This window comes from Pseudomonas sp. C6002 (assembly GCF_013385805.1).
In the GTDB taxonomy this organism is placed as follows: Bacteria; Pseudomonadota; Gammaproteobacteria; order Pseudomonadales; family Pseudomonadaceae; genus Aquipseudomonas.
This window is the reverse complement of sequence record NZ_JACAPH010000032.1, coordinates 222629-243984: the sequence shown is the minus strand read 5'-3', so window position 1 is coordinate 243984 and position 21356 is coordinate 222629. Positions and strand designations below refer to the sequence as shown.

General features: G+C 61.3%; 21 protein-coding genes. 4 read left to right on the top strand and 17 right to left on the bottom strand.

Annotated elements, in window-relative coordinates; translation table 11 throughout:
- Positions 1-64 precede the first annotated feature (64 nt).
- Positions 65-1069 carry a sulfate ABC transporter substrate-binding protein gene (locus HX817_RS24665; RefSeq protein WP_177041460.1) on the top strand — a complete coding sequence of 335 codons (1005 nt, stop codon included), beginning with the start codon at positions 65-67 and terminating at the stop codon, positions 1067-1069.
- A gap of 141 nt (positions 1070-1210) precedes the next feature.
- Here the strand turns inward: HX817_RS24665 and HX817_RS24660 are convergent, their stop codons facing one another.
- Positions 1211-1825, bottom strand: a complete 615-nt coding sequence (locus tag HX817_RS24660) for a DUF5666 domain-containing protein (protein WP_008434747.1) — start codon at positions 1823-1825, stop codon at positions 1211-1213.
- Between the two features lie 178 nt (positions 1826-2003).
- On the opposite strand from HX817_RS24660, the gene HX817_RS24655 reads away from it, so the two are divergent.
- Positions 2004-3200, top strand: coding sequence for an MFS transporter (locus tag HX817_RS24655; RefSeq protein WP_032899318.1), 1197 nt, complete (start codon positions 2004-2006; stop codon positions 3198-3200).
- Positions 3201-3357: 157 nt separating this feature from the next.
- Here the strand turns inward: HX817_RS24655 and HX817_RS24650 are convergent, their stop codons facing one another.
- The 15 genes from HX817_RS24650 to phnC form a co-directional block, all read right to left on the bottom strand.
- Positions 3358-5397: a M10 family metallopeptidase C-terminal domain-containing protein gene (locus HX817_RS24650; protein ID WP_177041458.1), complete on the bottom strand. Its 2040-nt coding sequence runs from the start codon at positions 5395-5397 to the stop codon at positions 3358-3360.
- A gap of 389 nt (positions 5398-5786) precedes the next feature.
- Positions 5787-7283 (bottom strand): M10 family metallopeptidase C-terminal domain-containing protein, encoded by a 1497-nt coding sequence (locus HX817_RS24645; protein WP_177041456.1) that lies wholly within the window; start codon positions 7281-7283, stop codon positions 5787-5789.
- Positions 7284-7631: 348 nt separating this feature from the next.
- Positions 7632-8381, bottom strand: a complete 750-nt coding sequence (phnP, locus tag HX817_RS24640; RefSeq protein ID WP_003210610.1) for a phosphonate metabolism protein PhnP — start codon at positions 8379-8381, stop codon at positions 7632-7634.
- Entirely contained in the window at positions 8372-8935 is a 564-nt protein-coding gene (gene phnN / locus HX817_RS24635; RefSeq protein ID WP_003210611.1) for a phosphonate metabolism protein/1,5-bisphosphokinase (PRPP-forming) PhnN, read from the bottom strand. Before phnN ends, phnP begins: the two co-directional genes overlap by 10 nt.
- The gene (locus tag HX817_RS24630) at positions 8935-10080 is read right to left on the bottom strand and encodes an alpha-D-ribose 1-methylphosphonate 5-triphosphate diphosphatase (protein ID WP_177041454.1); all 1146 of its coding nucleotides are present in this window, start codon (positions 10078-10080) and stop codon (positions 8935-8937) included. The genes phnN and HX817_RS24630 overlap by 1 nt, the downstream gene beginning before the upstream one ends.
- Entirely contained in the window at positions 10070-10789 is a 720-nt protein-coding gene (gene phnL / locus HX817_RS24625; RefSeq protein WP_008434762.1) for a phosphonate C-P lyase system protein PhnL, read from the bottom strand. Before phnL ends, HX817_RS24630 begins: the two co-directional genes overlap by 11 nt.
- Positions 10789-11598: a phosphonate C-P lyase system protein PhnK gene (gene phnK / locus HX817_RS24620; RefSeq protein ID WP_085984643.1), complete on the bottom strand. Its 810-nt coding sequence runs from the start codon at positions 11596-11598 to the stop codon at positions 10789-10791. Before phnK ends, phnL begins: the two co-directional genes overlap by 1 nt.
- A complete protein-coding gene (locus HX817_RS24615) occupies positions 11559-12425 on the bottom strand; it encodes an alpha-D-ribose 1-methylphosphonate 5-phosphate C-P-lyase PhnJ (protein ID WP_177041452.1) in 867 nt (288 codons plus the stop codon). The genes phnK and HX817_RS24615 overlap by 40 nt, the downstream gene beginning before the upstream one ends.
- Positions 12418-13494, bottom strand: coding sequence for a carbon-phosphorus lyase complex subunit PhnI (locus HX817_RS24610; RefSeq protein WP_177041450.1), 1077 nt, complete (start codon positions 13492-13494; stop codon positions 12418-12420). The genes HX817_RS24615 and HX817_RS24610 overlap by 8 nt, the downstream gene beginning before the upstream one ends.
- Entirely contained in the window at positions 13494-14084 is a 591-nt protein-coding gene (phnH, locus tag HX817_RS24605) for a phosphonate C-P lyase system protein PhnH (RefSeq protein WP_063028147.1), read from the bottom strand. The genes HX817_RS24610 and phnH overlap by 1 nt, the downstream gene beginning before the upstream one ends.
- Positions 14084-14521, bottom strand: a complete 438-nt coding sequence (gene phnG, locus HX817_RS24600) for a phosphonate C-P lyase system protein PhnG (protein ID WP_003210619.1) — start codon at positions 14519-14521, stop codon at positions 14084-14086. The genes phnH and phnG overlap by 1 nt, the downstream gene beginning before the upstream one ends.
- An 11-nt stretch (positions 14522-14532) precedes the next feature.
- A complete protein-coding gene (gene phnF / locus HX817_RS24595; RefSeq protein WP_023659262.1) occupies positions 14533-15237 on the bottom strand; it encodes a phosphonate metabolism transcriptional regulator PhnF in 705 nt (234 codons plus the stop codon).
- Positions 15238-15272: 35 nt separating this feature from the next.
- The gene (phnE, locus tag HX817_RS24590) at positions 15273-16055 is read right to left on the bottom strand and encodes a phosphonate ABC transporter, permease protein PhnE (protein WP_033897602.1); all 783 of its coding nucleotides are present in this window, start codon (positions 16053-16055) and stop codon (positions 15273-15275) included.
- 148 nt (positions 16056-16203) lie between these two features.
- Positions 16204-17205, bottom strand: a complete 1002-nt coding sequence (gene phnD / locus HX817_RS24585; RefSeq protein WP_003210622.1) for a phosphonate ABC transporter substrate-binding protein — start codon at positions 17203-17205, stop codon at positions 16204-16206.
- Positions 17206-17237: 32 nt separating this feature from the next.
- Positions 17238-18071 (bottom strand): phosphonate ABC transporter ATP-binding protein, encoded by an 834-nt coding sequence (phnC, locus tag HX817_RS24580; protein WP_003210623.1) that lies wholly within the window; start codon positions 18069-18071, stop codon positions 17238-17240.
- A 411-nt stretch (positions 18072-18482) separates the two neighbouring features.
- On the opposite strand from phnC, the gene HX817_RS24575 reads away from it, so the two are divergent.
- Positions 18483-18905: an NUDIX domain-containing protein gene (locus HX817_RS24575; protein ID WP_177041448.1), complete on the top strand. Its 423-nt coding sequence runs from the start codon at positions 18483-18485 to the stop codon at positions 18903-18905.
- A gap of 129 nt (positions 18906-19034) precedes the next feature.
- Here the strand turns inward: HX817_RS24575 and HX817_RS24570 are convergent, their stop codons facing one another.
- Positions 19035-19931, bottom strand: coding sequence for a LysR family transcriptional regulator (locus HX817_RS24570; protein WP_177041446.1), 897 nt, complete (start codon positions 19929-19931; stop codon positions 19035-19037).
- A 135-nt stretch (positions 19932-20066) separates the two neighbouring features.
- Here HX817_RS24570 and HX817_RS24565 point away from each other — a divergent pair, with 135 nt between their 5' ends.
- Positions 20067-21266, top strand: coding sequence for an MFS transporter (locus HX817_RS24565; RefSeq protein WP_177041479.1), 1200 nt, complete (start codon positions 20067-20069; stop codon positions 21264-21266).
- Positions 21267-21356 lie beyond the last annotated feature (90 nt).

The following is a 21356-nucleotide window of genomic DNA, read 5'->3' as shown; positions in this document are numbered from 1 at the left end:
TATAGTCGCTGGCATATTGCCCCCATGCGTTTCAAAAACCTTCTCGAACAACAAGGAATGAGCAGTGAAAAAACTCGTTAGTGCCTCTCTCCTGGCCGCCGGCCTCGCACTGGCTGGCGTCGTCCAGGCCGCCCCGGTCACCCTGCTCAACGTCTCCTATGACGTGATGCGTGACTTCTACAAGGACTACAACGCCGCCTTCCAGAAGCACTGGGTCGCCGAGCATCCAAACGACAAGCTGACCCTGCAGATGTCCTTCGGTGGTTCGAGCAAACAAGCGCGCTCGGTGATCGACGGCCTGCCGGCTGACGTGATCACCATGAACATGGCCACCGACATCAACGCCCTGGCGGACAACGGCAAACTGGTGCCGGACAACTGGGTTACCCGCCTGCCGAACAACAGTGCGCCGTTCACTTCGGCCACGGTGTTCATCGTGCGCAAAGGCAACCCGAAAGCCCTGAAAGACTGGCCGGACCTGCTCAAGGATGGCGTGCAAGTCATCGTGCCGAACCCGAAGACCTCCGGTAACGGCCGCTACACCTACCTCTCGGCCTGGGGTTATGTGCTGAAAAACGGTGGCGACGAAGAGAAGGCCAAGAAGTTTGTCGGTGACCTGTTCAAGCACGCGCCCGTGCTGGACACCGGTGGCCGTGCCGCTACCACCACGTTCATGACCAACCAGATCGGCGACGTGCTGGTGACCTTTGAGAACGAAGCAGAAATGATCGCCCGTGAATTCGGCCGTGATCAGTTCGAAGTGATCTACCCGAGCGTTTCCGCAGAAGCTGAGCCGCCAGTGTCGATCGTCGACAAAGTGGTCGAGAAAAAAGGCACCAAAGTGGCTGCCGAGGAATACCTGAAGTACCTGTGGTCGCCGGAAGGCCAGGAAATTGCCGCCAACAACTACCTGCGTCCACGTGACCCGAAAGTGCTGGCCAAGTACACCGACCGTTTCCCGAAAGTCGACTTCCTGTCGGTAGAGAAGACCTTTGGCGACTGGCGCACCGTGCAGAAGACCCACTTCAATGATGGCGGGGTTTTTGACCAGATCTACTCCGGCCAATAAGCAGTTCTGACTGGAGAAACCCGGTCAAAAATGTGGGAGCGGGCTTGCTCGCGAAGGCGGTGGATCAGTCGGTACATCCGGTGACTGTCACACCGCATTCGCGAGCAAGCCCGCTCCCACATTTGTTTCAGTGTTCAGCGGTTACATCGGCGGTGTCACGCCATCCTTACCCGCAGAAATCGCCTGGGCCGTTACGCTCCCGTCCGCGCCCTTCGCCGCAAACATCACCACCTTCACCCCAGGCTTCAGCAAGCTGCGATCACCCGGCTCCAGGTTGACGATCGGCACATCATCCGGCACCACGATCTTCTGCTCGCCGCCCTTGTACTTGACGGTCAACGTGCGGCCATTGCTCACCACCAGGTCACCCACGGTGCCGTTGGTCATGCTGCTGCCTTCCTTCAGGTCGAACGCACGGTGCCCATCGCCTGTACCGGCCATCGCCGGTGGGAATACATGCACTTCCAGCGCCGTCAGGGTGCCATCCGCGTTGGGCATGGCCGCCGAACCGATGTAACTGCCGGGCTTGATGTCTTCGATTTTTGCCAGGGTGACCGCACGCACCTGCGTGTCCTTGGTCAGGTGCACGGTGACGTCTTCACCGCTGTTGACCTTGACGTGCATCGCGTCGCCGTCCATCGCGGTAATCGCACCCCGCACGCCGACACGCGGGGCATCTGCGGCCTGGGCAACGCCCACGGTCATCAGCGCGGCCAGGCTGGAGGCCAGGAGCATCTTGTTGAATGTCGTCTTCATGGCAGTCGATTTCCTGTTTATGCAGTTGTGACTGAATGTATCATCGACCTTCAGCGCGAAAGTTAACGTTTCAGTCATTAATTCCCGGCATGAGTGTTATCACCACAGACAGGCTACTCCCGCCCGGGGCCAGTCTTTATCCTCGCTCGCCACAATCCTTCGCTTTTATGAGAACGCCATGAACGCCACGCCCCCCGCTACAAGCACGATGACCCGAGGCATGGTGATGCTGTTTGCGTTCTGTTGCGGCGCCATCGTCGCCAACATCTACTACGCGCAACCGATCATCGAGCTGATCGCCCCGGACATCGGCCTCACGCCGGCCATGGCCAGCCTGATCGTGTCCCTGACCCAGATCGGCTATGCCCTGGGCCTGTTCTTCCTGGTGCCGTTGGGCGACCTGCTGGAAAACCGCCGGCTGATGATCATCACCACCGTGGTGGCCATCGCCAGCCTGCTGGGTGCGGCGTTCACCGAACAGCCGAACCTGTTCCTGCTGGTGTCGCTGCTGATCGGCTTCAGTTCGGTGTCGGTACAGATCCTGATTCCGCTGGCGGCGCACCTGGCGCCGGCTGAATCCCGTGGCCGGGTGGTCGGCAGCATCATGGGCGGCTTGCTGCTGGGTATCCTGCTGGCGCGACCGGTGTCCAGCGTGGTGGCCGACCACTTCGGCTGGCGCGCCATGTTCATGGCCGCCGCGGCACTGATGGCGTTTATCAGCGTGGTGCTGATGCTGACCATCCCCAAGCGCCAACCGGATCACGCGGCCAGCTATGGCCAGTTGCTCGCCTCGCTGGGCACCTTGCTGCGCCGCCAGCCGGTGCTGCGCCAGCGCGCGTTTTACCAGGGCTGCATGTTCGCCACCTTCAGCCTGTTCTGGACCGCCGCCCCGCTGGAACTGTCACGCAACCACGGCCTGAGCCAAAGCCAGATCGCCCTGTTTGCCCTGGTCGGTGCCCTGGGCGCCATCGCCGCACCCATCGCTGGGCGCCTGGCGGACGCCGGCCACACCCACCGCGCTTCGCTGCTGGCGATGCTGTTTGCCGCACTGAGCTTCCTGCCGGCCTTCGTGCACCCGCTGTACAGCGTGATCGGCCTGGCGGTGACCGGCGTGGTCCTGGACTTCTGCGTGCAGATGAACATGGTTCTTGGCCAGCGCGCCATCTACGCCCTCGACGCCAACAGCCGTAGCCGACTGAACGCGCTGTACATGACCAGCATCTTCATCGGCGGCGCCTTCGGCTCGGCGATTGCCAGCAGCGTGTACGAACACGGCGGCTGGCTGGGGGTGATGCTGGTGGGCAGCGCATTCCCGCTGGTGGCGTTGCTGCGCTTCTTGAGCGCCTCGCGGCAAGGGGCGGTGGCGACTGCCTGACCCACCTTACAACCGCATCAACGGCTCCAACGCCGCATCCGCCAGAAATGACGAGTGACGAGGTCAAGGGCTTGCTGACTGATTGGGAATTACCGCCCAGGGATTTATGGGCGGTATCCCCTCCAGGAGGATGGCGAGCGCCCTGGCGCGTTGCTTTTCAGCGCAGGTGAGTAGACAGACCGATCACGTCCTCTGGCCGGATCAAGCGTGTGCTTTTAAGCAGGAAGTTTGTCTGACGCCGTCCCAGTAAGTCGATGCCCACAAAGTAACGCCCGCTCTGCTGGTTGTATTTGACGACGGTATCTCCAATACGGCCCGTGTAGCTATCCACCAGCCGCAAGGGCGTTCCGACTTCTGTCATTAAACCCGTCAGATCAATTGTGTCTTGGCCACTGGTGAAATCCATGATCAGGTCAGCGTCGTCATAGGCCGAGTCGCTGGCCTTCTCATACCTGAACGTGTTTCTACCGCCCACACCCCAGAGCGTATCTCCACCTGCCCCGCCGGTGAGAACGTTATCCACCGTATTGCCTATGAGCGTGTCACGGCCTGAGCCGCCAATCGCATTCTCCACGGTGACACCTTTGGCTATACCAACGTTATTGCGCAAGCCGCCTACGCTGGAGGCTGCGCCCTCGCGCAAGTCGATGGTCTGATTCTGCCGGAAGCCCGAAAAGTCCAGGGTGTCATCGCCACCTTTGTCCCTCACCAGGAACCTGGGAGCGCCACTCTGGGAATGCAGGCTAACGAAGGGATCACCGGTGTTGGAGTTGAAGCCATAGACAGTATCGTGCGGAGCAGGAAAAGGTTCCGGATTCGGGTCCCGTTGAGGTTCTGGCTTGGGCTCTGGTTGGGGCTCCGGCTTGGAAACTCCAGGTTCGTGTGCCCCGCCAGTGACTATGTCACTGGCCTGAATGCCACCCACGCTCTTAATCAGAAAATCCGCTTTGCCCCTGCCAGTGGTGTCGAGACCCAGACTACCGTTTCCGCTGCGCGGGTCATGGCTCAGGACAATCTCGCCAGCACGCCCCGTAAACCGCTCAACAATGTTGAAATGCTTGATTGAGGTATTTTTCAATAAGCCCGAAAGGTCGATCTTGTCTGTGCCGCTGGTGAAATCCAGGATTTCGTCAGGCCTGGTGAGTGTCGAGTCACTCGCTTTATCGTAAGCAAACACGTCCGCGCCTGCGCCGCCTGTCAACCTGTCTGAACCCGCTCCACCCTTGAGCCGGTTGCCGGCCTCATTCCCTATGAGCTCATCGTCACCTGAGCCACCTGTGGCATTTTCAATGACAACGCCCTTGGCGATAGACACATTACCCTTCAAGCCACCCACATTGGAAAACGACTCCGCATTAAGGTTGATCTTCTGGTTCTGGGAAAATAGCGAAAAGTTCAGCGTGTCATTCCCGCCCCCGTCCCATACCGAAAATATCGGGGCGTCCTTCGAGGACTCAAGGCTGAAGTGGTCACGGTCAGTATTGGATTCAAAGCCATAAGTAGTATCGGTATTCCGCGTATTGAGATTGGCCCCGTAGAGTTTCTGTACGGCAGCAATATCATCTTTCATTGGTGTTGAAGGTTCGCGCGATTTGAAGTCATGGCCCGTATGATTGGTTTCTCGCCAGTAACTCATTACGCTGTGGGCTCTGGTGTCCTGCGTGTATAGAGCATCTGCATAAGAGTGCACACTTTCACCATAGTCCCCAGGGTGGCCAAGCCCCAGGGCATGTCCCAACTCATGTATGGCCGTTGATAAAAAAACATCGCCATGCCGTGGGGCATCAGAAGCGCCTTTCGTTCCAACCGTAGTGCTCATATCACCGTACCAGCGATTAGGCAGCCCCGACACCCCGCCATTGTCATCGGGATTGGCCTTGATGGTTATTGAACCATCCGGACCTGTCGCCCCCTCCTTGAAGACAATATTTGTCACGTCCTGCCAAGACGTCAGGGCTTTGCGCAAGGACGCTTTCTGTTGCACAGAGAATTGATCGTCAAGGGTGAAGGAAAGCTCGATTTTGTTATCGCCATTACGATCGTAATGCCTCGAACCCTCTCGCAGGATCTGCTTTGCAGCATCATCCGTGGTGACGGTTTTTTTTGAGGTTGCGCCATCACTGGTAGTGGCCGCATTCAACGTAGATAGCTCATGACTTGAAACAGTCGGATTAACAAAAGAAGCAGTGACTCTCATACAAACAACATCCTTTTAGTTGAGACTTTGATTCATCAGGAAACAGACTTTCAACGCGACTTTTTCACTTAACAGCCGCCTTAAAATCTCACATGAAAAAACCGAATGCCACCCCTACGAACGTTTCAATTTAAATATCCAAACAGCCAGAAACACATCGCCAATTTTTTAAGCGCACTATATTTATATTCAGAAGTTTCAGATCAGGCCAGCTCTGCATTCAATATGCGATACGAAGAAAACCGGAGACATATAAACCTACAATTACCCATCGCCCTAACCCGGGCATGAAAACAATCTGCTACACATCCGGCTGCTGCACCACGTGGTGCTGATGGCTGAGAGCCAGGCACTGGAAACAGGGCCAGACTCTGCCTTCACTCTGGCGGTTACCCAGGGGCGCCCGGCTGTTGAAGCAGACCTTTCAATAGCTGCAGCAACGTCGACAATGTCTTAGCGATCATCTCGTTCAACACTGCAAGCGTGGTCGTTTTCGAATCAGGCTCAGGGGGCGGCGCCGGGGACGGCACTACATTTGGCATGGGTAATGGCACCGGCTTGAACCCAGGCGTCGCCCCCGCCCACTGCACATCCGTCGACTTGATCTGGCCAACACTGTTGATCAACAACTCGGCTTTGCCACTGCCGTTCAGGTCAACTTCCAGGCTTGACCGGCCCGTGGCGGCGTCGTACTTGAGCAAGGCCTCGCCAGCGCGCCCCGTGAATCGGTCCGTGAACACCAGGGTGCCCACCCCGGCTTCTTTCAATGCGCCCGACAGGTCGATCTTGTCGGTACCGCTGGTAAAGTCCTCGATCAAGTCAGGATCCTGAGGCGTGGAATCACTGGCCTTGTCGTAGATAAACATGTCCGCTCCGCCGCCACCGCGCAACGTATCAGCCCCTGCTCCACCTTTGAGTCGATTGCCCGCCTCGTTACCGATCAGGGTGTCGCGACCGGCCCCACCTGTTGCGTTTTCAATTGTGCACCCCTTGGCAATCGAGACATTGCCCTTCAAGCCGCCCACGTCAGAGAACGACTCGGCATTGAGGTTGATCTTCTGGTTCTGTGAGAACCCTGAAAAGTCCAACGTATCGTCACCGCCGCCGTCCCATACGCAAAAAACGGGTTTGTCCGTGGCGCTCTTGAGCGTCATCGCCTCCCGCTCGGTGTTGGAGTTGAAACCATACGTGGTGTCGGTATTGCGGGTTTGGTGATTGGCCCCATACAACCGCTGCGCTGCCGCGATGTCGTCCATCATTGGAGCGGATGGATTCGAAGACTGAAAGTCGTGGCCGGCCTGGTTTTTCTCCGACCAGTAGCTCATGACGCTGCGCGCCTTGGTATCCCCGGCATAGACCGCGCCACTGTTGTAGGTAGAGCCGCCACCATTGTAGTTGCCTGGATGCTGCAGGCCGATGGCGTGCCCGATTTCATGTACCGCGGTCACCGAAAAGTGGCTGCCCAGGCCAGGTCTGCTCCCTGCTTTCAGCGTGCCTATCGTCGCGGTCGTGCTGGTGTTGGAGCGTGTAGGTGATGTGGCAACACCACGGTCACCGCGAGGGTTGTTTTTAATGTTTACCGTGCCGTCTGCCCCATCTGCCTGCTCCTTGAGGTTAATGTTGGCAACATCCTGCCAGGACTGCACCGCTTGACGAACGCGTTGTTGCTGCTGCGCGGTGAAACTGGGGTCGACGGTGTAGGACAGATCAACTTTCTTGTCGCCGTTACGATCGTGAAACCGCAGGTTGTCCCGCGAGATCTGCTTGCCGGCCTGATCCGTGGTGTAGGTCGGCTTGGCTTTCGCGCCGAAGCCAGTCGAACCGGGGTCAGACTCCGGCAAGTTTTGAAGCATGGGCCTGATGGAGATCGCGTCAAAAACGTTCATGAGAAAGAGCACTCTCTTTTAATTAATAGACGAGCCGGAACAATCGGCATCAGCCATTAAGTTCCCATGCATGGAAAGCACGGGACAGCGCTCATTTAGTTCTCATCGAAACACTTAAAAGCGATGAAACACCCGCTAAGAAACTCAATAAATTACTTGCAATTTCAACAACTGAACACACACAAGCCGTTGCGGCAGCGCCTTGGTTTATCAGAAAAAAAACAAAAATCTACACAATGCCGCCAATATGAATACTCCAAACCGGCATCAACAAAGATACATCCACTCAAACTTTTCATCCAAATCCACCGGCGATCAGGACCTCACCGCTTGACATAACTTCCCACGCTAAATCACCCGCCCATCCCAGCCCACCGTCACATGCCGCGGCAGCTCCCGCCGATGCTGCAACAACCACGCATCCAGCGTGTGCCCCACATGGGTCAGCACCCCCAACTGCGCACCCACCTCCTCAATACACTGCAATGCCAGCGTCAGGTCATTGTGATTGCGCGGTGCCTGCGGTTGCGGCGGCATGGAGCAATCGAGTACCAGCACATCCAGCGGCTCGCGTTGCAGCCAATCGCGGGTGGCGGGTGGCAGGCCGACGGTGTCGGTAAGGTAGGCAATGCGCCGCCCTTCACCTTCCAGCAGATACCCCAGGGTGGGCTTGGAATGCAGCAGCGGTAACGCGGTGACGCTCAGTTCACCCAACCGGCGGGTTTCAAACTCGGCAAACGGCTGGCTGAAATCGAGGATGCCGGGGTGTTTGTACAGGTCGGACAACCCTTCCGGATCCACCGGCCCATGCACCGGAATCACCAACCCTTGCCCCCAACGCAAATGCAGCAGGCCTTGGGCGTGATCGGCGTGGTAGTGGGTCTGGAGAATCCCGTTGAAACTGCGGGGCGGGAAGCGTTCGGTGAGGTCGGGCAACCCGCTGTCGATCAACCAGCGCTGGTCGCCACACTCGATCAATGCGCTGCATGGGCGGCGGCGCAGGCTCTGGTCATGGCGGGCCAGGCCACAGGCGGCGCACTCACAGCCATACACCGGCACTTGCCGCGCATCGCCGGTGCCCAGCAGTGTCAGGCGCATGCGGGTTGCCCGTCGAGGCAGCCCAGCAAGCGCTCGACCGTGTGTTCCAGGTGGCCGGAATTGTCGAGCAGGAACACATCTGCAGCAGCGCTCAATCCCTCGGCGAATCGCGCATTGCGCGCCAGGCGCAGATCAATATCCGCCAGGGATTCGCGACCCCGCGCCAGCAAGCGCTGGCGCAACACCCCTTGGTCTACCGTCAGCAGCACCACCAGCAGGTTCGGGTAACGCAGCCGGGTTTGCGCCAGGTGGCCGCGGGAGCCGTTGACCAGCACATCGTGCCCCGCCGCCAGCCACTCATCGATTTCCCGCGGGATGCCATAGGACAACCCGTTGGCGTGCCAGCTGAGGGCAAATGCGCCCTCGGCCTCCATTGCGGCAAACTGCGCCGGGCTCACACCCTGCGCCGCTTCGCCCACCGCTTCCGCCGAGCGGGTGATGACCCGCCGCACAATGCGGCAGCCACGCTCGGCCAGACGCGGTCGTGCGGCATCCAGCAGGCTGTCCTTGCCCGAACCCGATGGTCCGATGAGATAGATCAACCTGCCTGCCATCAAAACACCCTCTTCGCTTGTCGCCACACTTGTTGGACCACGGGCAGTCCGTCGCGGCTCCTGGCTTGCACCAGGTCGGCCCGCAGACCCGTGGCGATTTCGCCGCGATCACTCAGGCCCGCCGCGTGTGCGGGCGCCAGGCTGATCATCCTGACCGCCCGAGAAAGGTCGCCGCCGTCCTGTTGATTGGCCAGCACGAACGCCGCCTGCAACAGGCTGGCCGGGTAGTAGTCACTGGAAAGTATATCCAGCAATCCTTCGGCGGCCAGGCCGGCGGCGGCCACATTACCCGAGTGGGACCCGCCACGCACCACGTTCGGCGCGCCCATCAGAACTTTCATGTTCAGTTGCCGGCAGCCACGCGCCGCTTCCAGGGTGGTGGGGAATTCGGCGATGGTCATGCCATAGCGCGCCGACTCCTCCACATGCGCCAACGTCGCATCGTCATGGCTGGCCACCGACAGGCCGCGTTCCAGGCAATGCTCGACGATCGCGGCGCGGTAGCGGTCGCTGTACTCCCTGGAGTTGGCCATTTGCAGCTTGATGAACGCGTCCATGGTCTCGTCGTTCAGGTGGTACTTGCCCATGTAGTACTCACGGTACTTGGATTCAAGCACGAACTGGCGCTGGCCCGGCGAGTGGTCCATCACTGACACCAACTGCACCAACGGATTTTCCACCAGGTCGCGGAACACGCTCAGGGTGTCGGGGTGGCACAGCTCGCAGCGCAGGTGCAGGTGGTGTTCGGCGCGGGTCAGGCCGGCGCTTTCTGCTGCCGCGATGGCGTTGAGCATCGCCGGCAGTTTCTGCATGCGGTTGCCCTTGGGATTCACATCGCCGATGGACACCGCGTCGAACACCGTGGTGATGCCGGCCGCGATGATCTGCGCATCATGGCTGAGCACCGCCGAGGTCGACGGCCAGTCCACGCCGGGGCGCGGGGTCATGTGTTTTTCCAGGTTGTCGGTGTGCAGTTCCACCAGGCCCGGCAACAGGAAATCCCCTTCAAGGTCCTGGGCCTGGGGCAGTTGGCTGCGGCCTTCGGCGATGTCGACGATCAGCCCGTCACGCAGCACGACGCTGCCAAGGAACATACGGTCAGCCGTCACCAGCCGGGCATTACTGAGGATCTGTTCAGCGGGCATGGGCGTATTCCTCTTGGGCAACAGGCGCGGGGGTCATGTCGAAATGGCGGTCGGCGACCGCTTCACGGGCGGCGCGGTCGTGGAAGATGCCGATCAAGGCCGCGCCGGCAGCCTTGGCTTCGTTCATCAATTCCAGCACCACCTGGCGATTGCTGTCATCGAGGGACGCGGTGGGTTCGTCCAGCAGCATCACCGGCCAATCCACCATGAAGCCGCGGGCGATGTTGACCCGCTGTTGCTCGCCGCCGGAGAACGTACCGGGCGCCAGCTGCCACAGGCGTTGCGGGATATTGAGGCGGGTCAGCAGATGCTCGGCGCGCGACTGTGCATTGGCCTTCGACCAGCCACGGGCCAGGGCAGGCTCCATCACCACATCCAGGCAGGCCACCCGCGGGATCACCCGCAGAAACTGGCTGACGTAGCCCAGGGTCTGCTGGCGCACCTGCAACACCTCCCGCGGCTCGGCACCAACCAGCTCCAGCCATTCGCCGAGGTGCTGTACCCGGATGCTGCCGCCCGCCGGCAGATAGTTACCGTACAGGGTGCGCAGCAACGTGCTTTTACCGGCGCCGGACTGGCCATGCAGCACCAGGCACTCACCGCCTTTCACACTGAACTCCACCCCGCGCAGCACGTTCAGCACCACGCCGTTCTGCTGGTGCAAGGTGAAGGTTTTCGAGAGGTCACGGACCTCGATCAAGGCATTCATCATGGCTGCAATACCGAAGACACCAGCAGTTGAGAGTAAGGGTGCTGTGGATCGTCGAGGATCTGGTCCGTCAGCCCGGTTTCCACCACGCGCGAGCGGCGCATCACCATCAGGCGGTCGGCCAGCAGGCGCGCCACGGCGAGGTCGTGGGTCACGATCACCACCGCCAGATCCAGCTCGCGAACGAGGCCGCGCAGCAGGTCGAGCAAGCGCGCCTGTACCGACACGTCCAGGCCGCCGGTGGGTTCGTCCATAAACACAAGGCGTGGACTGGAGACCAGGTTGCGGGCGATTTGCAGGCGCTGCTGCATGCCGCCGGAAAAGGTCCGGGGCAAGTCGTCGATGCGCTGCGGGTCGATTTCTACCTGGCCCAGCCAGTCGAGGCCGGCGCCACGCAGTTGCTCATAGTTGCGCACGCCCTGGGCCATCAGGCGCTCGCCGATATTGGCGCCGGCAGACACGCCCATGCGCAAACCGTCCCGAGGGTTTTGCTCGACAAAGCCCCATTCGGTGCGCAGCAAGGTGCGACGTTCGGCTTCGCTGGCGCTGTACAGATCCAGCCATTCACCGTCCTTGCCGCGATAGCCGATGTGGCCGGCCTGCGGTGGCAGACGCCCGCTGAGCAGCGAGAGCAAGGTGGACTTGCCTGAGCCCGACTCACCAACAATCCCCAACACTTCACCGGGGTACAAATCGAAGCTGACGTCCTGGCAGCCCTTCTCTTCCCCGTACAACAACGACAGGTCACGCACTTGCAAAAGAGGCTGGCTCACTGGTTGTTCTCCTTGACCCGTTGGGCGCAGTACCAGGTGTCGGAACACACAAAACTCTGGGTACCGGCATCGTCCAGAATCAGCTCATCGAGGAACGATTCATGGCTGCCGCAGATCGCGCAGGTGTGTTCCCACTTCTGCACTTCGAACGGATGGTCTTCAAAGTCGAGGCTGGTGACCTGGGTGTACGGCGGCACCGCGTACAGGCGCTTTTCGCGACCGGCACCGAACAGCATCAGCGCCGGGCTCATGTCGAGTTTCGGGTTGTCGAATTTCGGGATTGGCGAGGGGTCCATCACGTAGCGCTCATCCACCATCACCGGGTAGGCGTAGCTGGTGGCGATATGGCCGAAGGTGGCGATGTCCTCGTAGAGCTTTACGTGCATCACCCCGTAGTCATTCAGGGCGTGCATGGTGCGGGTCTCGGTTTCCGACGGTTCGATAAAACGCAGCGGCTCCGGGATCGGCACCTGGTAGACCATGATCTGATTGGCCTGCAACGGAGTTTCCGGGATGCGGTGGCGGGTCTGGATCACCGTCGCGTCCGGGGTGCTTTCGGTGGTGGCGACGCCCGCCGTACGGGCGAAGAAGCGGCGGATCGACACGGCGTTGGTGGTGTCGTCGGCGCCCTGGTCGATCACCTTGAGCACGTCGTCAGCCCCCAGGATCGCGGCGGTCAGTTGCATGCCGCCGGTGCCCCAACCGTAAGGCAGCGGCATCTCGCGGCCACCGAACGGCACCTGGTAACCGGGGATCGCCACGGCCTTGAGCAAGGCGCGGCGGATCATGCGTTTGGTCTGCTCGTCGAGGTAGGCGAAGTTGTACGCCGGGTCACGCGCAGGCGCTTGAGTCAGGTCATTCATGGCGGGTGCCCTCGGCCGGTTGGCGCAGTTTGCGGATCAGTTCCAGCTCGGACTGGAAGTCCACGTAGTGAGGCAATTTGAGGTGGGAAACAAAGCCCGCCGCCTCGACGTTGTCGCAGTGGGACAGCACGAATTCTTCCTGCTGGGCCGGCGACACGATCTCTTCGTTGAACTCATTGGCCCGCAACGAGCGGTCCACCAGGGCCATGCCCATCGCCTTGCGCTCGGCATGCCCGAATGCCAGGCCGTAGCCCCGGGTGAACTGCGCCAGCTCGGTGGCCGAGCCGACGAACTGGTTGACCATCTCGCACTCGGTGACTTCGATGCTGCCCAGGCAGATCGGGAAACCCAGCTCTTCCGGGTCGATCCACACCTCCACATCGCCGATGCGAATCTCGCCGGCGAACGGGTGGTTGCGGCCATAACCACGTTGGGTCGAATAACCCAGCGCCAGCAGGAAACCTTCGTCGCCACGGGCCAGGGCTTGCAGGCGCTGGGCGCGGTTGGCCGGGTATTCCAGCGGGTCGCGGGTGATGTCGGCGACGCTGCCGGTGTCGTCGGATTCGTTCTTGATCAGCCCTTCCTTGGCCAGCAGGCCGAGTACCCGAGGGCACGCTTCCAGAGTCGCATCCGGCGTGGTTTGCGGGCCGGGGTATTCACCTTCGGCCAGCAGTGCGAAGTCCAGCAGGCGGTGGGTGTAATCGAAGGTCGGGCCCAGCAGTTGCCCGCCCGGCACGTCTTTGAAAGTCGCCGACAAACGCCGACTCAGTGACATCTGCACGGTATCGATCGGCAGGCTCGGGCTGAAGCGCGGCAACGTGGTGCGGTAAGCCCGCAGCAGGAAGATCGCTTCCACCAGATCCCCCGCCGCTTGCTTGACCGCCAGTGCGGCCAGCTCCGTGTCGTACAGCGAGCCTTCGCTCATCACTCGCGCGACCGCCAGCGGCAGTTGCTCGCGGATCTGCTCCACGCTCAATTCCGCAATGGAAGTATCGCCCCGGCGTTTTTTCGCCAGCAGGCGGTGGGCATTGTCGATGGCCTGTTCGCCACCCTTGACGGCTACGTACATCAGGCATGCTCCTGTGCAATTCGAGTGCTGCGTGGCAGGCCGATCAGGTGATGGCCGGCGGCGAACAACACGTCCAGGCCACGGGGAAACGTCTCGCGGCGTTGACGTTCCAGCCAGAATGCTTGAGGCACCGGCAGGTTGACCTGACGCTGGGTCTTGATCCCCGGACCGCGCCAGTTCAAGGCACGACCGGCTTCCAGGTCGGTCAACTGGACCAGCAAGGTGCAGGACTGATCCGGGTAGCGGTCATTGCCGTGGTCGAAGCCGCTGAGGTCGAGCAAGTCCTGTTCACCGAGCAAGGCGAACGCGGCCTCTTCCCGGTTGGCGGTCAGCGGGCAGCCGCAGTGGAAGGCCAGGTTGGCGCGGATCAGCGGCGTGTCGAAGCACGGCGCCAGCCAGAGCGGCGTGTCCATATCCAGCAGCGCCAGGCACAGCGCATAGGTAGCCGGCGCCAGGCCTTCAAGGCTGGGGGCCGCGGGCAAGGACTGGATCAGGCCGGGCTCGGCGAGGGCCTTGAGGGCCCCGCGAAAACCGCGCTGGGCGTCCAGCACCGGGTCTACAAAGGCCGGTTGCAAGCGTTGGGCATTCATCAGTTTTCTCCTCGAACCAGGGTGAAGAACTCGACCTTGGTCGCGGCGGTGTCGGCCTCTTTTTGCGCCCGGCGCTCGGCCTGGGCGTTGGCCAGTGCGCCGATCAGGTCGCTGAGCCAGGGGCTCGGGTGTGCACCCTGCAAATGCGCATCCGCCAGGGCCGCCAGTTCGGCGTGGACCTTGTCGCGCCCGGCCAGGTAGCTGTAGCCGGTGCGCCCGTCTGCCAGGCGCACCACGCAGCGGGTCACGCTCATTTCGCCGAGGTTGAACGGCGCGCCATTGCCGCCCATGCGGCCACGCACCAGGGTCATGCCGATTTCCGGGGCGCGGATCAGTTGGTAATCCACGTCGCGCAGGGCGTCTTCATGGGGCAGCAATTCACTGCGAAAGGCGCGGGCGAGCACGCCGATCCAGTGTTGACGCGGGGACAGGTTCATCGGGGTCTCCATCAGGTCACCACTTGGTACTGGAAGCGATCCGAACGGCTGGTGGACTGCGCTAGCTCCACCGGGCGGCCGTCGCGATCGCGGGAAAGGGTGAATACGGTGAGCGCCGGCAAGTGCCGGGGCATCATCAGCAGTGCGGCTTCGTCGCGGTTGGGCAAACGCGCGCCGATCAGGCTTTGGGTACGGGTCAACGGCATGTCGCGCTCACGCAGGTAGTGGCGCAGCGAGCCGCCGTTGTAGTCCGCCAGCAGCGGCGCATGGCTGGCGCAGTAACGGTGGCGGATCAGGCTGACCGGCTGGTGGTCGAGCTTGCGCAGGGTTTGCAGCTCGATCATCGGCGCCATCTCGGCGATGCCCAGTTGCTGGGCCTCTTCGCGGCTGGCAAAGCAGTAGCGGCGCTTGAGCAGCATCGCTTCCACGCCCACGCCTTGGGCCGACAAGGACTGGCTGTAGGAGGTCTCGGCGCCCATCGGGTAAATCAGCGGGCGGTCCAGCACCTGGGTGCCCTTGCCCTGGCGGCGCAACAGGCTGCCTTCGAACACCAGCTCGTCGATGGCGCGGCGCAGGGTGTGGCGGTTGACGCCGAAGCGTTCAGCCAGTTGCACCTCGCCCGGCAGGAATTCACCGGCCTGGTAGCTGCTCAGTTCGCGGCGCAGGATGTCGGCGAGTTCGCGGTACACCGGCTCATCTTGTCTAGACAACTGCATGCTTAAAAAAAGCGCCCTGGGGCACCCCTCCGACGTCAGATGAACTGCTTGCGCAGGCGTTGGGACAGCACGTCGATACAGCTCACCACCACGATGATCACCAGCAGCACCGCGCAGGTCTGCACGAACTGGAACGCGCGGATGTTCTCCCAGAGGATCACGCCGATCCCGCCGGCACCGACCATCCCCACCACCGTCGCCGAACGCACGTTGGCCTCGAAGCGGTAGAGCGCGTAGGACACCCACAGCGGCATCACTTGCGGGATCACGCCGTAGATCACTTCCTGCAAGGCACTGGCACCGGTGGCTCGCACACCTTCAACGGGGCCCGGGTCGATGGCTTCGACGGCTTCGGCAAACAGCTTGGCGAGGACCCCGGTGGTGCTGATCCACAAGGCCAGGACACCGGCAAAAGGACCGAGGCCGACGGCGACCACGAACAACATCGCGAACACCATTTCGTTGATCGAACGGAAGGCATCCATCACCCGGCGCAGCGGCTGGTGAATCCACCATGGGGTGATGTTGTCGGCGCACAGGATGCCCAGGGGCACCGAGCAGACGATCGCCAGCACCGTGCCCCAGAGGGCGATTTGCACGGTGACGATCATCTCCTTGAGGTAGGAGCGCCATTCGTGGAAGTCCGGCGGGAAGAAGTCGGCGGCGAAGGTCGCCATGTTTCCGGAGTCGCGGTACAGCGCCAGCGGGTTCATCTCGGCGCCGTGCCAAGCCCAGGCCAGCAGGACCAGGAACAGGCCCCAGCCCAGGTATTGCGGCCAAGTCCTTTTGCCCACTGCTTCAGCATGCAAGGTAGTCATGGGTCACTCTCGGTGTAGGGTTGGAACTGGGCTTAATGTGGGAGCGGGCTTGCTCGCGAATGCGGTGACTCAGTCGCCGGATGCGTTGAATGACACACCGTATTCGCGAGCAAGCCCGCTCCCACATGAACCCGATTCCTACAGGGGGTTAGCCGTTGGCTGCGGTCTTCTTGTCCAGTTCGGTGATGCGCTCTTGCAGCTTGGCCAGGTCGGCGTCGATGTCGGCGAGCTTCCTGGCCTTGTCAGCCGCTTCCAGCTTGTCGTCGGCGCTGATGGTGGTGCGCTGCTTGAACAGTTCCAGTTGGCGGATCGGCAACAACTGGTCGTCGCTGGACTTGAGGAACTTGCCCAGTTGCATGTTCTTCAGCACGGCCTTCTCTTCGTCGGTGTCACCGTAGTTGGCGAAGAAGTCGCGGATCTTGGTCTTCTCGCTGTCGCTCAGGGCCTTGCTCCACACCATCGGGTCGGCCGGGATCAGCGGCGACTTCCAGATCACCTTGAGCATGGCGGCCTTGTCCGGCTGGGTGACTTCCAGGCGGTCCCAGCTTTCGGTGTTGAAGGTGGCGACGTCCAACTGCCCCTTGGCCACGCTCAATGCGTTGACTTCATGGCTGGAGTTGAGGGTGCGCTTGAAGGCGGTGGCGGCGTCGACGTGGTTCTTGGCGAACACGTAGTAGCCGGGTACCAGGTAGCCCGAAGTGGAGTTCGGGTCACCGTTGCCGAAGGTCAGGTTCTTGGCGTTCTTGAGCATGTCATCGACGTTGTTGATCGGGCTGTCCTTGCGCACGATCAGCACGCTCCAGTAACCGGCAGCCCCGTTGGCGGCGGCGGTCTGGGCGAAGATTTCGCCGTTGGAACGGTCCACCGCTTCCATCGCGGCCTTGTTGCCCAGCCAGGCCACGTCGACTTTGTTGAAGCGCATGCCCTGGATCAGGCCGGCGTAGTCGGAAGCGAAGGTGGCGTTGATGGTGAGGCCGGTCTTCTTGTGCATGTCATCCAGGAAGGGCTGCCAGATGCTCTTGAGGTTCTGCGAAGACTCGGTGGACATGATGCCGAAATTGATCGCCTTGTCGGCGGCCTGGGCAGTGCCCATGGCCACGCTGGCAAGCAGCACGGCAGACAGAAACACATGACCGATACGGTTCAACATGGAGAGGATTCCTGTGGGTCGTTAGTAAGGTTTCAAGCGCGGGCCAGGGCCAACCGTGCGGGGACGACGGGTGTGCGGGTCTGGTCGGAAAACATCAGGCTGGTGTCGACATCGGCACCGTACAAATCGTTGAGGAACTGGCTGCTCAGCTCGCTGGCCTGGCCGTCGAAGTGAATCCGCCCGCCCTTGAGCGCCACGGCTCGCGGGCAATAACGCATGGCGTAATCGACCTGGTGCAGGGTAACCACCACGGTCTTGCCGTCGCGGCCGTTGATGTCGGCGAGGATCTCCATGACCTTGCGCGCCGACTCTGGGTCCAGGGAGGCGATGGGTTCATCCGCCAGGATCACTTCGGCGCGTTGCGTCAAAGCGCGGGCGATTGCCACGCGTTGCTGCTGGCCGCCGGACAAGGTGGAGGCGCGCTGGCTGGCCAGGTCTGCCAGGCCGACGCGGGCCAGGGATTCCATGGCGAACTGTTTTTCCTCGGCATTGAACAAACCGAGGTTGCCGCGCCAGCGCGGCATGCGGCCCAGGCAACCGAGCAGTACGTTGTCGAGCACGCTCAGGCGGTTGACCAGGTTGAACTGCTGGAAGATGTAGCCGATGTCGGCGCGCAGGCGCCGCACCTTGCCATTCAACCGCCCGCTGGCCTGCACTTCCCGGCCCAGCACCTTGACGCTGCCGCCGTTGCTCTTGTCGCAACAGGCCAGGCCCGCGAGGTGGCGCAGCAAGGTGGACTTGCCGGAGCCGGAAGCGCCAATCAGCGCGACCATCTCACCGGTGGCAACGGTGAGCTCGAGGTCGACCAGCGCGGATTTCTTCGCAAAGGTCTTGTTCAGATGATCGACATGGATAGCTGGAGTCATGGGCTTCTCTGTCTGGTTGAACAGCCATCCGTGGCTGCGTTTGAGTTCAAACGACAGTAGGCGCGGGCTGTGTCAGCCCTATGACTTGCACATGACTGGGGTAAAACCGTTTGATGAAGGTTTGATGAAAGGTTGGAAGTAGCTGTAGGACGTTGATCGTTCCCACGCTCTGCGTGGGAACGATCCATACCTAACCTAACCTGTGGCGAGGGAGCTTGCTCCCGCTGGGCTGCGCAGCGGCCCCAAGCCTGGGTGACACGGTCTGTCAGATGTACTGAAGTGGCTGACTTGGGCCTGCTTCGCAGTCCAGCGGGAGCAAGCTCCCTCGCCACAAGGTCTTCGCCCGGCATTGGAAATGTGCCGGACTGTGGTGCAATAGCTGGCCGCCAATATGTGCAAAAGGACAACGTTATGGGAAAAGACAAGGCATGTCCGGTCATCCTGCGAACCCGCCAATCCCTGGAAATCCTCGCCTTCAAACACCCACTGGCAGGTCTTCAACTGGTCAAGGGCAGCGTGGAGCCTGGCGAAAGTACCGAGGTTGCGGCAGTTAGAGAGTTGCTTGAAGAGGCCGGGATAACCGGCAAGGTGATACGTGACCTGGGCACTTGGCACTCAGCGTCCACGGGGCATACATGGGCCTTTCATCAATGCCTGATCCCTGAAGACCTGCCAGATACCTGGACCCATTTTGCAGAGGATGATGGCGGCCACGAGTTCCAGTTCTTCTGGCACCCGCTGGCGAGCGAACCGTCAGAAGAGTGGCATCAGGTGTTTAAAGATGCCCTGGAGTTTCTAAAGCCGCGCCTTGCCGAGATCCAACTGGCAACGTAAATCCAATGTGGGAGCCGGGCTTGCCCGCGATAGCGGTGGATCAGCAACAGTTTCAAAACCTGATACACCGCTATCGCAGGCAAGCCAGCTCCCACATTTTGATCTTCATCAGGTCCAAATTCGTCGGTGTTATTGGGCGATGCGGGCGCGCAACCGCGGCATTACAAAATCCAGAAACGCGCGCAGTTTCAGCGGCAACGGTGACTGTCCTTTATGCACCAAACTGATGGGCAATGGCGCCGACTCAAACGCTTCAAGCACCACCGCCAGTGCCTCTTCCCGCACCGCATCCGCCACCTGATACGACAACACCCGAATCACCCCAACCCCCAACGTCGCCGCCGCAATCGCCGCTTCTGCGGTGTTCACCGACAACCGCGAATGCACCGGTACCGAGAGCCCGGTTTTACCTGCGCCAAATCCCCACGCCCCTTGGGACGCCAGCACTTCGAAGGTGATGCAGTCATGCCCCGCCAAGTCCTGGGGCTCAGCGGGTATGCCGCGAGCGGCCAGGTATGCCGGGCTGGCGCACACCACCCGCCGCACCGTGCCCACCTGCATGGCCTTGAGCGAGCTGTCGGGCAGTTCGCCGATGCGTACCGCCACGTCGCAGTGTTCTTCCATCAGGTGCACGACGCGGTCGGTGAGGATCAGGTTGATGTCGATCTCCGGGTACTGCGCGAGGAATTCCGCCACCACCGGCACGATGTGCAGCCGCCCGAAGACCACTGGCGCGGTAACCACCAGTTCGCCCCGGGGCTGGGAATATTCGCCAGTGGCCGCGCGCTCGGCCTCGCTGATGTCTTCAAGAATGCGCCGGCACGCGTCGAGGTAAGAGGCGCCGGCATCGGTCAACGACAGCTGGCGCGTGGTGCGGTGCAGCAGGCGGGTTTTCAGGTGCGTCTCAAGTTCAGCCACCTTGCGGCTGACGCTGGCCAGCGGCATGTCGAGGCGCCGCGCCGCAGCGGTCAGGCTGCCTGCATCAACCACGGCAACGAAGATGGACATGGATTCAAGACGGTTCATGGCAACCTATCAAATTCTGGAAGGATGATTCCAAATCCTAGGGGATTATCCTGATAAGCGCGAGTGCGTAACGTTGGCCACTCATCTCCTTCCCGGAGATCTGCATTGAAGGAGAGCGCCGTGAGTGGCCTGCCGATGACATCCCAACCTTCCACAGCGCCTGCGGTCGCGCCGCGCGGCAAGATCATCATGATGGCGATGATCGCCGGCGCGGTGATTACCAATATTTACTGCACCCAGCCAATCCTGCCGCTGATCGCTTCGGACATGGGCGTGGACGTGACCACCGTGGATCTGGTGGCCGGTTCCGCCCTGCTGGGTTTTGCTACCGGACTGGCGTTGCTGCTGCCGATGGGCGACCGTTTTGACCGCCGCAAGCTGGTGCTGGGGCAGATCGCCCTGGCGTTCTGTTTCGCCCTGGCGGCGGCGTTTTCACCGGGCATCTGGGCGCTGATCGGGGCGTCTTTCGGCTTGGGGATTGTGAGCTGTGTGCCGCAGCAACTGGTGCCGTTCGCGGCGGTGATGTCGCAGCCCCACGAACGCGGGCGCAATGTGGGCACGGTGGTCAGCGGGATCATGGTCGGCATCCTGCTCGGGCGCACGATCGCCGGCGTAGTCGGTGAGGCTTATGGCTGGCGGGCGGTGTACGCGATGGAGGCGGCCTTCATGATCCCGGTGTGGATCGGTGCCGCCAGGCTGCTGCCACAAGGCGTGCCGAGCACCAACCTGTCCTACCCTCGCCTGCTGGCTTCGCTGTGGCCGCTGATGCGCGACAACAGCCCAATTCGCCAATCAATGATGGTGCAGGCGTTGTTGTGGGCTTGCTTCAATGCGTTTTGGGTGAATCTGGCAGCACTGTTGGCTCATGGGCCATGGCAATTGGGCAGTGCCTGGGCCGGTGGCTTCGGGATTATCGGTGCGGCGGGTGCGTTGGCGGCGTCGCTCGGTGGGCGGGCTTCCGACAGGCTGGGTTCGCGCAAGGTGATTGGGGCGAGTATCGGGATTGTGACCTTGGCGTTCCTGCTGCTGGCGGGTGCCGAGACTTCGATTATCTTGCTGGTGCTGGGGGTGATCGTGCTGGATATCGGCGTGCAGTCGGGCCTGGTTTCCAACCAGACCCGGGCGTTTGCAGTGGACCCGAAAGCCCAGGGCCGCATCAATAGTTTGTACATGACGGCGACGTTTTTTGGCGGTGCGGTGGGGGCGACAGTCAGCGGCTGGTTAATGGCGCGGTTGGGCTGGATGGGGATTGTGGAGTTTGGGGTGATGCTGGGGGTGATTGCCGGGGTGGTCCACTGGACAAGCGCGCCCAGGCAGACTGAGGAGCTGGCGTAATTTCAAATCAAACGAGATTCAAAATGTGGGAGCGGGCTTGCTCGCGAATACGGTATATCAGTGCCCGATTTGTTGGCTGACACGCCGTAT

What these genes read in the sequence shown, in the direction of transcription:
- HX817_RS24660 (WP_008434747.1), bottom strand. Translation starts at nt 1,825, where the DNA reads ATGAAGACGACATTCAACAAGATGCTCCTGGCCTCCAGCCTGGCCGCG.
- HX817_RS24655 (WP_032899318.1), top strand. Translation starts at nt 2,004, where the DNA reads ATGAACGCCACGCCCCCCGCTACAAGCACGATGACCCGAGGCATGGTG.
- HX817_RS24650 (WP_177041458.1), bottom strand. Translation starts at nt 5,397, where the DNA reads ATGAGAGTCACTGCTTCTTTTGTTAATCCGACTGTTTCAAGTCATGAG.
- HX817_RS24645 (WP_177041456.1), bottom strand. Translation starts at nt 7,283, where the DNA reads ATGAACGTTTTTGACGCGATCTCCATCAGGCCCATGCTTCAAAACTTG.
- phnP (WP_003210610.1), bottom strand. Translation starts at nt 8,381, where the DNA reads ATGCGCCTGACACTGCTGGGCACCGGCGATGCGCGGCAAGTGCCGGTG.
- phnN (WP_003210611.1), bottom strand. Translation starts at nt 8,935, where the DNA reads ATGGCAGGCAGGTTGATCTATCTCATCGGACCATCGGGTTCGGGCAAG.
- HX817_RS24630 (WP_177041454.1), bottom strand. Translation starts at nt 10,080, where the DNA reads ATGCCCGCTGAACAGATCCTCAGTAATGCCCGGCTGGTGACGGCTGAC.
- phnL (WP_008434762.1), bottom strand. Translation starts at nt 10,789, where the DNA reads ATGAATGCCTTGATCGAGGTCCGTGACCTCTCGAAAACCTTCACCTTG.
- HX817_RS24615 (WP_177041452.1), bottom strand. Translation starts at nt 12,425, where the DNA reads ATGAATGACCTGACTCAAGCGCCTGCGCGTGACCCGGCGTACAACTTC.
- HX817_RS24610 (WP_177041450.1), bottom strand. Translation starts at nt 13,494, where the DNA reads ATGTACGTAGCCGTCAAGGGTGGCGAACAGGCCATCGACAATGCCCAC.
- phnH (WP_063028147.1), bottom strand. Translation starts at nt 14,084, where the DNA reads ATGAATGCCCAACGCTTGCAACCGGCCTTTGTAGACCCGGTGCTGGAC.
- phnG (WP_003210619.1), bottom strand. Translation starts at nt 14,521, where the DNA reads ATGAACCTGTCCCCGCGTCAACACTGGATCGGCGTGCTCGCCCGCGCC.
- phnF (WP_023659262.1), bottom strand. Translation starts at nt 15,237, where the DNA reads ATGCAGTTGTCTAGACAAGATGAGCCGGTGTACCGCGAACTCGCCGAC.
- phnE (WP_033897602.1), bottom strand. Translation starts at nt 16,055, where the DNA reads ATGACTACCTTGCATGCTGAAGCAGTGGGCAAAAGGACTTGGCCGCAA.
- phnD (WP_003210622.1), bottom strand. Translation starts at nt 17,205, where the DNA reads ATGTTGAACCGTATCGGTCATGTGTTTCTGTCTGCCGTGCTGCTTGCC.
- phnC (WP_003210623.1), bottom strand. Translation starts at nt 18,071, where the DNA reads ATGACTCCAGCTATCCATGTCGATCATCTGAACAAGACCTTTGCGAAG.
- HX817_RS24575 (WP_177041448.1), top strand. Translation starts at nt 18,483, where the DNA reads ATGGGAAAAGACAAGGCATGTCCGGTCATCCTGCGAACCCGCCAATCC.
- HX817_RS24570 (WP_177041446.1), bottom strand. Translation starts at nt 19,931, where the DNA reads ATGAACCGTCTTGAATCCATGTCCATCTTCGTTGCCGTGGTTGATGCA.
- HX817_RS24565 (WP_177041479.1), top strand. Translation starts at nt 20,067, where the DNA reads ATGACATCCCAACCTTCCACAGCGCCTGCGGTCGCGCCGCGCGGCAAG.